We start from the raw sequence: 14220 nt of genomic DNA on the forward strand, positions 1-14220 counted from the left end.
GTCTGCCGCCCTAGAGCACGGTCAGTTTCACGTCGATATTGCCGCGCGTCGCATTGGAATAAGGGCAACGTTCATGCGCGCCGGCAACGACCTCCTCGGCAGCGGATTTCTCCACGCCGGGGAGCTGAACCTTGAGTTCGACCGTCAGTGCATAGCCGACCGCGACCGGCCCCATGCCGACTCTGGCGGTGACGGTCGGCTCAGCCGATGGCGTGATCTTGCGCGTGCGCGCGACGAGCTTCACGGCGCCGAGAAAGCACGCGGCATAGCCGGCGGCAAAGAGCTGCTCCGGATTGGTTCCCGGTCCGCCCGGGCCGCCCAGCGGTTTGGGCAGCGACAGCGACACTGACAAAAGTCCGTCATCGCTCGCGGCCTTGCCATCGCGCCCGCCGCTCGCCGTCACTTCGGCCTCATACAGAATTTTTTCTGGCTGCAGCATGTCTGCTCCTCAAGATTTGTCGGCTTGCGTGCGCGCTACCAGCGCGCGAAAATCCTGTCGGGAGCGTTCATTGGCGAGCGCGAAGCTCGGCCCCCGGCTCGGCTCGGTGCCGTTGAGCCGCCGCAGTTGCACCCACATCTCAGCGCTCTTCAGCGCAACCGCCGCACAGTTCACCACCGGCGCATAGCCGACTTTGAAGCCGTGCTCGCCGGCAATGAGGAGACCGGGCAGCACCCCGGCCGGAATGATGACATCGGCGCCACGATCGACCAGCGGCTGTGCGCAGGCCGCGAAGTCGCTCAACATGCGCGCCTTGGCGACTGCATCGCCCGCGAACGCAGCGCTGAAATCTTCCGGACGGCAGCCCATGCCGGTGACATGCACGATGCGGCCGGACAATCCATAGCGATCGGCCTGCTCGTAGTGCCAGACCTCGAAAGCTGAATCGAGCGTGACGAGGCCAAGCCGGCGGCCAAGCTGCGAGGCGGCGAGCAGCGTGGCCTCACCGGCGCCGACGACAGGGATCGTCAGCGCCGAGCGCAGCTCGTACAGTCCCGGATCCTGGAAGTGGCCCATGACATAGGCGTCGAAGCCGCTCTCTTGCGCCGCGAGGCCGTTGTCGATGGCCTGAATTGCACAACGCAGCTCGCTGAGACGGCCGAAGTCGCGGTCGGCGGGGGTGATGCCTTCGACGTGCACGCTGGTGCCGGGCGCCGCGATCTCGTTCAGATAGGCAGCAAGCCGCGCCATATAGGGCGCGCTGGTGGCCTGGTCGACGAAGCTCTGCCAGAAGATGCGCACAGCAGATATCCCGTTCACTGGCGGCGCGCGGTAATCACCAAACCTTGCGGTGAAGGCCGATGACACGCATGCACCGATCGTTGTGAGGCGCCTCGCAGGTCGCGCCATTCGATCGACCGAAATATTTCAAGCACAAAATAATTTTGGCGTCAATTGAACGGCGCATCAGCGTTGCTGCGTACGGCCGGATCGCTTTGCCGAAACGACAGGCAGACGTCGCCTCACCCTTTCGCACAGGCGAATTCTGCTTTCGCGCCTGCACACGGTGCAGCAAACTTTTTCCGCGAAGCACGAAACTGGCATATTGACCTTCCGCCGATAAATACTTTAGGCTTTAAACAATTGGCGGGGCGCCGGAGCCCGACGGGCGCATGTCGCCTTGAATAGTTGCGTTGATAGAGGCTCATCAATCGTGGCTGAGATCTTCGACCTCGGAACAGGACGGGCTGCCGGCAGGCTCGCGTTCGCCGCGATCGAGCCGGGCGTTGCGTGTTCCGTTTCAATTTCCGGCTGCCTGCGCAGCGATAAAGTCGCTGATAAGGCCGGCGAAGGCCTCCGGCATCTGATCGGGAAGCGGCACCATGCCTCCTGAGAGCTCACGCAGGATGCTGCCTTCGATAGCTCCAGCCACCTTCGGAGCCACCGGATGAACGTGCGGGTCGCCCGTCGGAGCAATGACCAGCGTGGGGCACCGAATGTGCCCCAGACGGTCTTCCATCCGATAGCGATTCACCACCCGGTGGCCTTCCGCCGCCATCTCGCCGGCGCGCAGTGCGTCGATCATGAAGCGCTGCAGCAGATCGACATCGCCTTCCGGATAGAACGGCTGCCGCCGCGCCCACAGCTCGGCAAGATGAGCGCCATCGCTGCGCGCTTCCACCTCGTCGATGACGCGCATGCCCTCATGCCTGGCGCGGCGCGCCGCATCGACGAAGGGACAGGCCGAGAGCACCAGCGCACTCACTCGCGCCGGGTTAGACGCCGCCATCTCGACCGCAATCACCGCGCCGGTGTGATGACCGACGATCGCGGCGCGCGACACATCGAGCGCATCGAGCAGTGCGAACGCCCCTTGCGCCCACAATTCGATCGAGGGATCGCCGGCCGGCCGGTCGGAATCGCCAAAGCCGAGCGTATCCATGGCGATCGCACGGAAATCGCGGCCGAGCAGCGGCAGCACGTCGCGGTATTCGTCCCACGATCGCGGCGTCTGATGCAGCAGAAGAACCGGAACGCCGGTTCCCGCGGTCGCGACATGGATGCGCCCAAGAGGCGTCGTAATGAACCGGCGTTCGACGTTGGAACCGGCGCTGGCAGCGCTCATTTCATAACTCCATCCGGACGCAAGCACCCGGTCCATGTCGGCCTTCGGCGGCATCGATCGTGCTGGTCCGACCTCGATCCGTGCTGACATCTCGCTCAAGTCGCGGCTGTTTTCAACCAAGGGGAATCCAATGCGCAAGATGTTGAGTTTGACTGCACTCATCGGCGGCCTCATTGCGGCCCAGACCGCACAGGCCGACATCACGGTCGGATTCGTGACCTCACTCAGCGGGCCCGGCTCTTCGATCGGCATCCCCTATGGCCGCGGCATCCAGGCCGCCATGGAATACAAGAGCGAGGTCAACGGCGAGAAAATCCGGCTGATCCAGCTCGACGACGGCTCCGATCCTTCCGCCGCGACGCGCAACGCGCGCAAGCTGATCGAGGAAGAGAAGGTCGATGTCCTGATCGGCACCGCGACCGCGCCGTCGACCATCGCGATGATGGCGGTCGCGACCGAACTGAAGGTGCCGATGATCGCGGTCTCGCCGGTCACCGGCCAGCCGAATCCGGCGGACCAGTGGGGCATTTCTGTTCCGCAGCCCGCCTCACTGCTGGTAAAGGTCGTCGCGGACCGGATGAAGCGCGATGCGATGAAGAACATCGGCTATATCGGCTTCTCCGATGCCTGGGGCGACCTCGTCTATAACGGCGCCAAGGCGGTGGAAGCCGAGGACGGCATCAAGGTGCTGACCAACGAGCGCTACGCGCGCGTCGATACGTCGGTCACGGGCCAGATCCTGAAAGTTCTCGCGGCGCGTCCCGATGCCGTGCTGATCGGCGGATCCGGCACGCAGGGCGCATTGCCCTTGCTTGCGCTCGGCGAGCGCGGCTTCAAGGGCAAAACCTACGGCACGGTCGCGCTGGTCAATCCCGATTTCGTCCGCGTCGGCGGCAAGGCGGCGGAAGGAATTCAGGTCTCGGCCGGCCCGGTCATCGTCGCCGAGCAGCTTCCTGATGACCATTTCGCCAAGAAGCTGGCGCTGGAGTTCCGCGCCGCCTTCCAGAAGGCCAACAATCTGCCGACCACGGACGGCTTCTCGGCCTATTCCTTCGACGGTTGGCGAATCTTCACCAACGCCGCTGAGCGCGCGCTGAAGACCGCAAAGCCCGGCACCACCGAATTCCGCAAAGCGCTCCGCGACGAGATCCTCAACACCAAAGAACTCTCGGGCGTGCACGCGGTCTACAACTTCAAGCCCGGCGCCTATCACGGCGTCGATGAGCGCGCGCTGGTGATCGTCCGCCTGAACAACGGCGCCTGGACCTACCAGCCCTGAGCGAGCCTCTCGGCTAACACGGAAGGACGGCCGACGGCATGACGGCAGATATCGCAGCGATCCTTGCGATCGACGGAATAGCAACCGGGGCGGTCTACGCCCTGGTGGCGATCGGCACCGTGCTGATCTTCACGGTAACGCGGGTGATCTTCATTCCGTTCGGCGACATTGCTGCCTTCACGGCACTGACGCTGGCCGCGCTCGACGCCAGGCAGCTTCCAGGAACGGTCGGGCTGGTTGTCGTGCTGGCGTGCATGGCCTGCCTGATGGAAGTCGTCACGCTGTCGCGCGCCGGCGAATTTCGCGCGCTGCCGAAGGCCGTTCTCGGCTATCTCGTGCTGCCGCTGATCGTCGTCGGCATCGTCTGGCTGACGATGCGCTTCAATCCGCCGATGCCGGCCAGGATCGCGTTGGCGCTGCTCTTGATCATGCCGATCTCGCCGCTACTCGACCGGATCGTTTTCCGCCCAATTGCGGATGCCTCGGTTCTGCTGCTGCTGACGGTCTCGGTCGCGCTCCATTTCGCGCTGGTCGGGCTCGGCCTGTTGTTCTTCGGCCCCGAAGGCGTCCGGACCGAGCCGCTGACGTCGATGGGAATGGAAATCGCCGGCGTGCACGTGTCCGGGCAGACGATGCTGATCCTGATCGCGGCGCTGGTGTTCAGCGGTCTCCTGTTTCTCTTCTTCGACTTCACCCTGCTCGGCAAGGCGCTGCGCGCCACCGCATTCAACCGCACCGGAGCCCGCCTGATGGGGATCAGGCCCGCGCGCGCCGGCACCATTGCCTATCTCCTGGGATCGCTGATGGCAGGCGTCTCCGGCATCCTGATCGCCCCGGTCAACACGATCTTCTATGATTCCGGGTTCCTGCTCGGCCTGAAAGCCTTCGTCGGGGCCATCGTGGGCGGCATGACCAGCTATCCCGGCGCGGCGCTCGGCGCGTTCGGCGTCGGCATCCTCGAAAGCTTCGCCTCGTTCCAGAGCAGCACTTTGAAGGACGTCATCGTCTTCTCCCTGCTGATCCCCGTCCTGCTCTGGCGCTCGCTGGCCTCGCAGCATTCCGAAGAGGAAGTCGAGGAATGACGCTGCTCCAGATTCGCCTCATCGTTGCCGCGGCGATCGCCTGCCTCGTGGCGGCGCCCTTCGTGCTGAACCCGTTCAGCATCACCCTGCTGAACTATATCGGTATCTACGCGCTAGCGGCGATCGGGCTCGCGCTATTGACCGGCGTCGGCGGCATCGTGTCGTTCGGGCAGGCAGCTTTCGTCGGCGTCGCGGCCTATTCGACCGCATGGGCCACCGCCCTGAACGGCTATTCGCCCTGGCTCGGCTTGGTGCTGGCGGTCATCATGACCTGCAGCGTCGCGGCCATCCTGGGGTTCGTAACGCTCCGCCTCGGCGGTCACTTCCTGTCGCTGAGCACGGTCGCCTGGGGGCTGGCGATCGCGTTCCTGTTCGGCAACATCGATGGCCTCGGTCAGCATAACGGCATTTCGGGCATTCCGCCGATCTCGATCGGCCGGCTCGCTTTGGTCGAGAGCTGGCAGATCTATTTCCTGATCTGGGCCATCGTCGTCGCGGTTTTGTTGCTCTGCTACAACCTGCTCGATTCCCGCATCGGCCGGGCGATGCGCGCGCTCCGCGGCGGCAACACCCTGGTCGAAAGCCTCGGGATCAGCGCATTCCAGATCAAGCTGCTGACGTTCGTGATTGCCGCCTTTCTCGGCGCGCTGTCCGGATGGCTCTATGCCCATCTCGGCCGCTTCGTCAGCCCAGGCCCGTTCGAAGCCGGCATGGGCATCGAATATCTGATGATGGCGATGGTCGGCGGGGCCGGCAGCATTTTGGGCGGCGTGGTGGGTGCCGCGATAGTCACGCTCTTGAAGAATGCCGTGCAGGACTATCTGCCGCTGATCGCCAAGGGCGCCTCCGGCCAGCTCGAGATCGTCGCGTTCTCGGCGCTGTTCATCCTGTTCCTGCAGCGCGCGCGGCAGGGCATCGTCCCGTTCCTCGCGGGCTTTCTTCCCGACATCAAGCAGTCCCGTCCGCAAGTGGCCGATCCGCTGCCGCTCCGCGATCAGCCGAAACCCGGCACGCTCCTCCTGAAAGTGAACGAGGCGCAGCGGCGCTTCGGCGGCCTTGTCGCCGTCAACAATGTCAGCTTCGATGTGAAATCAGGCGAAATCCTCGGCCTGATCGGGCCGAATGGCGCCGGCAAGACCACGATGTTCAACCTGCTCACCGGCGCGCTGCGCACCAACAGCGGCGAGATCGCATTCGCGGGACGGTCGATCACCCGCGACCAGCAATTCCACATCGCCCGCGCCGGCATCTCCCGCACCTTCCAGCACGTCAAGCTGCGCCCGCGCATGACGCTGCTCGATAACGTCTTGCTTGGCACCTATTCGCGCACCAGGACCGGCCTGTTCGCCGGCGCGTTCCGTCTGAACCGGAAGGAAGAGGCCAGCGCCCGCTACGAGGCGCTGATGCAGCTCGAACGCGTCGGGCTCGGCGACAAGCCGTTCGAGCTCGCCGGCAATTTGCCGCTCGGCAATCAGCGCGTGCTCGAAATCGCCCGGGCGCTGGCCGCCGATCCGACGCTGCTCGTTCTCGATGAGCCGGCTGCCGGCCTGCGCCGGCAGGAAAAGCTCAAGCTCGCTGAACTGCTGCGCTCGCTGCGCGCCGAGCACCTGACCATCCTGCTGGTCGAGCACGACATGGAGTTCGTGATGTCGCTGGTCGACCGCATCGTCGTACTCGATTTCGGCTCAAAGCTCTGCGAAGGCGAGCCGGCGGCGATCCGCAGCGATGCCCGCGTTCAGGAAGCCTATCTTGGAGGTGTCGCGTGACGCAGATGTTCTCGATCGAGAATGTGTCGGTCGCCTACGGCAAGGTGGAGGCCGTGCGGAACGTCTCGCTGTCCGTCGAACGGGGGCAGATCGTGACCGTGATCGGCCCGAACGGCGCCGGCAAGACCACGCTGCTGATGGCCGCGATCGGGCTCTTGAAGTCCACCGGACGGATGATGTTTCAAGGCGCAGACCTGGCGCGCATCGATGTCGAGGGCCGCGTCGAGCGCGGCCTCTGTCTCGTGCCGGAAAAGCGCGAATTGTTCGCCGACATGTCGGTCGCCGACAATCTCCTGCTCGGCACCTACAGCCTGCGTGACCGCTCGACGACGCGCCATAGCCTCGACGAAGTATTCGATCGCTTCCCGCGGCTGAAGGAACGCGCCAGGCAGGCCGCCGGCACGCTGTCGGGCGGCGAACGGCAGATGCTGGCGCTCGGCCGCGCGCTGATGGCCAAACCAAAACTCCTGGTGCTGGATGAACCCAGCCTTGGGCTTGCGCCACTGATCGTCCGCGAAATCTTCCGCACCATCGCGTCGCTGCGCAGCCTCGGCGTTTCGGTCCTGCTCGTCGAGCAGAACGCCCGCGCCGCGCTGGAGACCGCCGATTACGGCTATGTGCTGGAAACCGGCGAGATCATCCAGTCCGGGCCGGCGGACACGCTGATCCACGATCCAAAGCTGATCGCAGCGTATCTCGGCGGCCACTGAAGCCCGGGCTCGTCCCGGGCATCCACGTCCTTCGCGGGTCGACCAAAGACGTGGATGGCCGGGTCAAGCCCGGCCATGACGGAGGATGTGGCTGGTATGTCCACGGCATCACACCACCGGTTCGCGCGCGAGACCCATCGCCCGCAGCGCCCTGGCAAAGGCCGCCAGCCGCTTCTCGCGATAGGCGGCCTGGTCGACGCCTTCATAGTTCATGAACCCCTGCCCGGTCTTCATGCCGATGCGCCCCTCGCGCATGTTGGTCGCAATGATGTCGGGCGCGGCGTACCTGACATCGCCGAGCGCCTCGACCAGATAGCGGCTGGCGTGGTGCAGGATATCGCCGCCGCCCCAATCGATGAACTCGAGCAGGCCGAGCACCGCAAATCGGAAGCCGAAACCGTAAATCACGGCCTTGTCGATATCCTCTGCCGAGGCGACGCCCTCCTCGACCATGCGCGCGGCCTCGTTCATCGCCAGCGACTGAATGCGCGGAACGATGAATCCCGGCCGTGCTGCGCACACGACGGGCACCTTGCCGATACCTTCGAGCAGCGCCCTCATCCGCGCGGTAATCTCCGGCGCCGTAAGCCGTCCGGGCGACAGTTCGATCAGCGGCACCAGATAGGCCGGATTGAGCCAGTGCGCATTGAGAAAACGTCCGGGATGCTCGATCGAACCTGAGAGATCGTCGACCAGTATCGTCGACGTGGTCGAGGCGATGATCGGCCCCTCGCCAGCCAGCCTTGAGGCTTCGGCGAGCGCCGCCTGCTTCAGCGCGAGAATCTCCGGCATCCCTTCGAAGATCACGTCACAGCGCGGCAGCGCTGATGCCGCTTCCTGCCGGGATACGATCGTGACCCGTTCGGCAATCGTGGTCACATGCTCCGGTGAGAGCAGGCCAATGCGGGAAAGGATCTCCAGCGTCGATCGGATCTCGGCCCGCGCCTCGGCGGCAAGTGCGTCGAAAGCCGCCGCATCGCGCTCCTTGAAGTCGACGACGATGACCTGGTGGCCGGCAAATGCGAATACGACCGCAATGCCGCGGCCCATGCGCCCGGCCCCGAGACAGCCGATAACCGGTTTCATCGAAAACCCTCGGCGAGATGATTTTGCAAGGCTGCCCGGTCGAGCCCGCCAAGGCCGAGCGACGCCAAGGTCCGTCCCTTCACCGCAAAGTCCTCGCCGGCGATGGCCGAGCCGATCGCGAGGAATGCGTTGACCAGCGGCGTTTGTATGTCCGCAAGGCCTGCGACCGAGGCGAGGAACGATAGTCCCAGACGTACATCCTCCAGCATGTAGCGGTGCTTCACGAGGATCAAGCGTTCCGACCAGTCGCCCGATTCCGTGAGTTCGTCATGGGCGTCGCGCGCATACATCCAGGGCTCGCTGTCCTTCGAATAGTGGTCGGCCAGGGGGAAATGCGGCTTTCCGTAGCCAAGCGCCTCGCGGATGGCGATGCGTTCGGCATCGAGCGCGTCCGTCACGCGGCGGATCGCCGGCTGCGTTCCTTCCTTGTGGATGTCCCACTTATCGAAATGCTCGATCGGACCGGCATTCATGGTGATCAACGGCGGATGGATGATCGGCCCGGCATTCATCAGCGCGGCCGAAAGCGCGTCGCCGCACGGCTCGATGGCGTTCGGAAAAGCGCGTTCGATCACGCCGAGCGCGTACGTTGCGAGACGCGACGGAAACACACCGGTCGGCAACCGCGCGCCCCTGCCCGAGATACGGACGGCATACGGACCCTGCTTGCGCGCCAGCCATGGCAGCGTTCCCGTCTCCGCCGTTGCGATCTCGGCGCGGTTGCCTGCGGCGCGGGCGGCATAGGCAAAGATGTAGGAGCCGAACGTGCCGGGCGGCAGGAACACGACCTGGCCGTCGCGCAAATGCGGCGCCGCCAGTTCGGCGATGGCCGGTTGCGCAAAGGCCGGTGCCGGACACAGGACAAGGTCGGCCGCCTCAATTGCCTCGGCAATGGAAGATGTGATCGCCGCAAGCCTGACCTCACGGCGGCCCAAGCGGTCGATGACCGTGATCGTGCCGCCCGCGACGCGGTGCGCCTCGACATCTGCCGGATTGCGCCGCCACAGCCGTACTTCGTGACCGGCCAATGTGAGATCGCCCGCCGCTGCGAACGAGCCGTTTCCTCCACCCAACACTGCGATCTTCAAGACTGTCCTCCGCTTTATTGCCGACCGGCTCGAATCAACCCCTCCGCGATGCACAAGCGATGCCGCGCCCAGGCGAGGATCGCTGTGCGCAACACCGTCGTTAAGCCGGTTCTGTCTTGGCGTTCTTTTCCTGCCACGCCGCCCAGCTCGGCCGATCGATCTGGAACAGGTCGCTGGAGCGCGCATACCAGCCGCTGCCGTGCATGCGGGCGATCAGGTGCAGCGCCTGCGTATCGATGTGGCAGCGCTCCTTGTCCAGGATCACGGCATCGTCGACATGGGCGCGAACGATACGACCGATCACGGCAGTCTGCCGCGGCCCTGTCACCAGCGACGTCAGCACGCGGCATTCGAACGACACCGGCGATTCCGTAATCCGCGGCGGCCGCACCGCATCCGAGGCGGCGGCCGTCAAGCCGGCGAGCGCCAGTTCGTCGATATCAGGCGGCGCATCGATGCAGGTGATGTTCATCGCCTCGGCATTGCGCTCGGCGACGAGATTCACGACGAACTCACCGGTATCGAGAATATTGGCGGCCGTGTCCTTGAAGCGGCCGGTGCCCGCCAGAAGTCCGATTGCGACGGTCGGCGGCTCATGCCCCATCACGTTGAAGAAGCTGAAAGGCGCGGCATTGATCACGCCACCGGCGGAAAGCGTGGTGACCCAGGCGATGGGGCGCGGCGTCACCGTGGCGGTGAGGATCTTATAACGGTTCTGCGCCTCCAGTGTCTCCATGTCGAAGATCATGCGAGGCCCCTCAGATCGCGACGACCGGATGGCGCAGCCGGCCGATGCCCGTCACTTCCGCTTCCACCACATCGCCCGGCCACAGCCATTCCTGCGGGGAGCGTCCGGCACCGACGCCTTCCGGTGTGCCGGTCGCGATGATGTCGCCCGGCTCCAGCGTCATCGCGGCCGAAATGTCCGCGATCAGCAGCGGCACCTTGAACAGCATATGACGCGTGTTGGAGCGCTGCTTCTCGACGCCGTTCACCGTCAGCCAGAGATCGAGCGCGTGCGGATCGGCGATTTCGTCCGCCGTGACGATGCATGGCCCGAACGGCGCATAGGTGTCCTGCCCCTTGGAGTAGATCCATTGCCCGGCGCGGCGGTTGTCGCGGGCGCTGATGTCGATCATCACGCTGTAGCCGAACACGAAGCCGAGCGCGTCGGCCTCCGACACCCGCCGCGCGGTCCGTCCCATCACAACCGCGAGCTCGACTTCCCAATCGAGCTGCTGCGTGATCTGTTTGTTGTGATGGATCGCCTCATCCGGCCCGATGACGCTGGTCGACGGCTTGGAGAAGATGATGGGCTGCTTGGGCAGGTCCTTTGCCGTGTCGAGGGCGCGCGATGACTCCGCGACATGCTCAACGTAATTGAGGCCGATGCCAAAAATGTTCTTGCGCGGGCGCGGGATCGGCGCCAGCAGCCTGACATTCGCCAGCGGCAAGGCGGCGCCGACGGGCCACTGGTCGTTGCCCTCGTCCAATATCCTTTTGAGCGCCGCCAACGCCGGCGGCCCGAGATCGATGAAATCGAGCATCGATGATGGCAAGGACACGCCAGCATTCCGGCCTGCTTTTTCGACGTCCACGACCAGATCATCGACGACAGCGCCCAGACGGGCAGCAGCTTCAACGGTGCTGCGATAGGTAACGAGACGCACTGGTTTTCTCCTAGGCTAGGAGCGGCTGCCGGCCGCCATTGTCGCCGAACGCTTCCTCACGATAGAGCCCAAGCGCCTGCATGACGGGCAGATCGTTGAATGTGAACAGGCAGGCGTCTTCGCTCGCGGACGCGTTGACATGCTCGTGCCAGGCCCAGGACGGCACGCAGAAGATGTCGCGTTCCTTCCAATCAAAACGCTTGCCGTCGATGATCGAGTGACCGCTGCCCTTGGCGACCTGATAGATGAAGCTGCCGGTGTGACGGTGCGCGCGCGTGGCCTCGCCCGGCCGCAGCATCTGCATCGATGCGCCGATCGTCTGCATCACCGGACCGCCGGTGACCGGATTGACGTAGTTCATGAGCACGCCGTCATAAAGCGAGCCGTCGGTTGCCTTGGCGTAGCGCTGCAGCGCCTCGTAAGTCGGGCCCCACTCGTATTTCAGCAGCGGCGAATAGCCCTTCGACCATTCGGTGCCGGCCGGGCGCAGACCGGGACTTCCCCAGGTATGCGTCATGTCGTCGACGGGATAGCCGACGCTCTGCTGCAGATCGGGATGAACCACGTAGAAGTTGGCCTCCAGCGTGTTGACCAGCGGGATATCGAGGCCGTCCTGCCAGATGCAGGGCGTGCCGTCACTGGAGACGCCGTGTTCGTGCCAGGTGCCGTTCGGCGTCAGCACAAAATCGTTGGCGCCGAGCGTCATCTTGTGGCCGTCGACGATGGTGTAAGCGCCCTCGCCTTCCATGATGAAGCGCAGCGCGGAGGCCGAATGGGCGTGGGCGGATGCGACCTCGCCGGGGTGCATGACCTGCAGGCCGGAATAGAGCCAGCCGACCGCGGCGGCGTGCTCGCGCCGGCCGGGATTGTTCAGATAGATGACACGGCGCCCGGCTTTTTCGGGCGATACCAGCTCAACCGAGCGCAACACATGCGCGCGAAGGTCTTCGTAGCGCCACAACACCGGAACGGAGGACGATTTCGGCTGCCAGGGCTCGATCTTGTTCGCCACCGTCCAGAGCGCGCCAGCTTCCAGTTTTTCGAGCTGGTCGTAATAGGCGAGCAGTTCCGGCGTGTCTTCGACATTGGCTCTTCCGGCCACGTCTTCCCGGTGGTTCTCACGAGCTTTCGTTGCCATGTCGCCCTCCTGTGAGTCGGCGCCGTGCCCGGCGCCATCTGTCAATTCATCTAGTCAGGGATCATCGCGATCGCCTGTATCTCGACCTTGGCGCGATCTTCGACCAGCCCCGATACCTGCAGCGCCGTCATCGCCGGAAAGTGCCGGCCCATGACGTCGCGATAGGCCACGCCGATTTCCTTCAGGCGGGCCGAGTATTCCTTGCGATCGAGCAGGAACCAGGTCATCGACACGACGTGCTCGGGCCCGGCGCCACCGGCGCGCAAGATGGCCGCGACGTTTTTCAGGGTCTGGCCGATCTGCCCCACCAGATCATCTGAGACAAACTTGCATTGTTCGTTCCAGCCGATTTGGCCGGCGACGAAGATCATCTTGCCGCGGGCAGCGACGCCGTTCGCGTAGCCGCTCGGCTTGGCCCATCCCGGCGGCTGCAAGACTTCGAACATTTTGATGCTCCCATGACAGGACGCTGCCGGACGGCGGCTAGGCTTTCAGGATATCGCGCCCGATGATGAGTTTTTGGACCTCGGTCGCGCCTTCATAGATGCGCAACGCGCGGATCTCGCGATAGAGCTGCTCGACCATCTCGCCCGAGCGCACGCCGCGGCCGCCGAACATCTGCACCGCGCGGTCGATCACCTCCTGCGCGGTTTCGGTGGCGACCATCTTCGCCATCGCCGCTTCGCGCGTGGTGGAAGCCTTCTGCACATCGCGCCGCCAAGCGGCACGGTAGGTGAGGAGCGCGCTGGCATCGACGCCGGCGGCCATGTCGCCGAGTGCCGCCTGCGTCAATTGCTGGTCGGCCAGCACGCCGCCAAACATCCGCCTGCTACGGGCATGCGCGGTCGCTTCATCCAGCGCGCGGCGGGCAAAGCCCAGCGCGGCGGCGGCGACCGAGGCGCGGAAAATATCGAGGGTGCGCATCGCGATCTTGAAGCCTTCGCCGGGCGAACCGAGCAGCCGCGCCGCCGGAATCCGGCAACCCTCGAAACGCAACGTCGCCAGCGGGTGCGGCGCCATCACGTCGATGCGATCAGCAATCGAAAAGCCGGGATCGTCCGGCAGCACCACAAAGGCCGAAATGCCCCGTGCCCCCGGCGCTTCCCCGGTTCGCGCAAACAGCGTGTAGACGTCGGCAATGCCGCCGTTCGAAATCCAGGTCTTCTCGCCGTCGAGAATATAGTGGTCGCCCTCGCGCCGGGCGCAGCAGGCCATCGCGGCGACATCGGAGCCGGCGTCCTTCTCCGACAGTGCAAATGCGGAAACCCATTCGCCACGCCGCGCCTTCGGCAGCACCAGCGCGCGCAGTTCGGGTGAGCCGGCAATTGCCACCGCGCCAGTGCCCAGTCCCTGCATCGCAAAGGCGAAATCGGCGAGCCCGCTGTGCCAGGCCAGCGTCTCGCGCGCCAGGCAGATCAGCCGGGAATCGATCACCGCATCGGGGCGATCGCCCGCGACCGACGCCTTGAGCAGTCCCGCGGCGCCGAGCCTGCGGACCAGCGACCGGCAGGTTTCGTCGACATCGCCACCATGCGTATCGCCGAGACCGGCTGCAAACGCATCGAGCGCAGCGACATATTCGCTGTGACGGGAATCGAAGAACGGCCACGCGAGATGTTCGCGCGACGGCCCGCGCAGCTGCGAAACCGGGGTCATATCAGTCTCCCGCAAAGGCCGGCTTTGCGCGCGCTACCCGAGCGCAGCGCGCACCAATAATGTTTCATGGCTAAAATATCCTGTCAAGCGAGAGACTGCCCTCCTCGGACCGGCTGCGATGCAGAAAGCCTACGAAATAGGCTGAATAACGCGCAGAATGGCGCTCGCAGTGTTTTGCAGC

At 64.7% G+C, this 14220-nt stretch carries 14 protein-coding genes; 4 read left to right on the forward strand and 10 right to left on the reverse strand.

Going from position 1 to position 14220, the window contains the following annotated elements:
• Window positions 1-10: 10 nt before the first annotated feature.
• The 3 genes from QA643_RS33180 to QA643_RS33190 form a co-directional block, all read right to left on the reverse strand.
• Window positions 11-439, reverse strand: a complete 429-nt coding sequence (locus tag QA643_RS33180; protein WP_283029867.1) for an organic hydroperoxide resistance protein — start codon at window positions 437-439, stop codon at window positions 11-13.
• Window positions 440-448: 9 nt separating this feature from the next.
• Window positions 449-1240: an aspartate/glutamate racemase family protein gene (locus QA643_RS33185; protein WP_283029868.1), complete on the reverse strand. Its 792-nt coding sequence runs from the start codon at window positions 1238-1240 to the stop codon at window positions 449-451.
• Between the two features lie 499 nt (window positions 1241-1739).
• Window positions 1740-2564, reverse strand: a complete 825-nt coding sequence (locus tag QA643_RS33190) for an alpha/beta fold hydrolase (RefSeq protein ID WP_283029869.1) — start codon at window positions 2562-2564, stop codon at window positions 1740-1742.
• Between the two features lie 130 nt (window positions 2565-2694).
• Between QA643_RS33190 and QA643_RS33195 the strand changes: the two genes are divergently transcribed.
• Genes QA643_RS33195 through QA643_RS33210 form a run of 4 tightly spaced genes read left to right on the forward strand, consistent with a single transcriptional unit; the run spans window position 2695 to window position 7401 of the window.
• Window positions 2695-3843, forward strand: coding sequence for an ABC transporter substrate-binding protein (locus QA643_RS33195; protein WP_283035009.1), 1149 nt, complete (start codon window positions 2695-2697; stop codon window positions 3841-3843).
• Window positions 3844-3881: 38 nt separating this feature from the next.
• A complete protein-coding gene (locus QA643_RS33200; RefSeq protein WP_283029870.1) occupies window positions 3882-4925 on the forward strand; it encodes a branched-chain amino acid ABC transporter permease in 1044 nt (347 codons plus the stop codon).
• Entirely contained in the window at window positions 4922-6691 is a 1770-nt protein-coding gene (locus QA643_RS33205) for a branched-chain amino acid ABC transporter ATP-binding protein/permease (RefSeq protein ID WP_283029871.1), read from the forward strand. The genes QA643_RS33200 and QA643_RS33205 overlap by 4 nt, the downstream gene beginning before the upstream one ends.
• Window positions 6688-7401, forward strand: coding sequence for an ABC transporter ATP-binding protein (locus QA643_RS33210; RefSeq protein ID WP_283029872.1), 714 nt, complete (start codon window positions 6688-6690; stop codon window positions 7399-7401). Before QA643_RS33205 ends, QA643_RS33210 begins: the two co-directional genes overlap by 4 nt.
• Window positions 7402-7509: 108 nt before the next feature.
• Here the strand turns inward: QA643_RS33210 and QA643_RS33215 are convergent, their stop codons facing one another.
• The 7 genes from QA643_RS33215 to QA643_RS33245 form a co-directional block, all read right to left on the reverse strand.
• Window positions 7510-8451 (reverse strand): 3-hydroxybutyryl-CoA dehydrogenase, encoded by a 942-nt coding sequence (locus QA643_RS33215; RefSeq protein WP_283035010.1) that lies wholly within the window; start codon window positions 8449-8451, stop codon window positions 7510-7512.
• A gap of 32 nt (window positions 8452-8483) precedes the next feature.
• Window positions 8484-9575, reverse strand: a complete 1092-nt coding sequence (locus QA643_RS33220) for an NAD/NADP-dependent octopine/nopaline dehydrogenase family protein (RefSeq protein WP_283029873.1) — start codon at window positions 9573-9575, stop codon at window positions 8484-8486.
• A 100-nt stretch (window positions 9576-9675) separates the two neighbouring features.
• Complete coding sequence (locus QA643_RS33225; RefSeq protein WP_283029874.1) at window positions 9676-10323, reverse strand: flavin reductase family protein; 648 nt, start codon at window positions 10321-10323, stop codon at window positions 9676-9678.
• Between the two features lie 10 nt (window positions 10324-10333).
• Complete coding sequence (locus QA643_RS33230) at window positions 10334-11245, reverse strand: fumarylacetoacetate hydrolase family protein (RefSeq protein ID WP_283029875.1); 912 nt, start codon at window positions 11243-11245, stop codon at window positions 10334-10336.
• Between the two features lie 10 nt (window positions 11246-11255).
• Entirely contained in the window at window positions 11256-12383 is a 1128-nt protein-coding gene (locus QA643_RS33235) for a cupin domain-containing protein (protein ID WP_283029876.1), read from the reverse strand.
• Window positions 12384-12433: 50 nt separating this feature from the next.
• Complete coding sequence (locus QA643_RS33240; RefSeq protein WP_283029877.1) at window positions 12434-12829, reverse strand: RidA family protein; 396 nt, start codon at window positions 12827-12829, stop codon at window positions 12434-12436.
• A gap of 37 nt (window positions 12830-12866) precedes the next feature.
• The gene (locus QA643_RS33245; RefSeq protein ID WP_283029878.1) at window positions 12867-14039 is read right to left on the reverse strand and encodes an acyl-CoA dehydrogenase family protein; all 1173 of its coding nucleotides are present in this window, start codon (window positions 14037-14039) and stop codon (window positions 12867-12869) included.
• Between the last annotated feature and the right edge of the window lie 181 nt (window positions 14040-14220).

Origin of the sequence: Bradyrhizobium sp. CB3481, assembly GCF_029714305.1 — a bacterium.
In the GTDB taxonomy this organism is placed as follows: domain Bacteria; phylum Pseudomonadota; class Alphaproteobacteria; order Rhizobiales; family Xanthobacteraceae; genus Bradyrhizobium.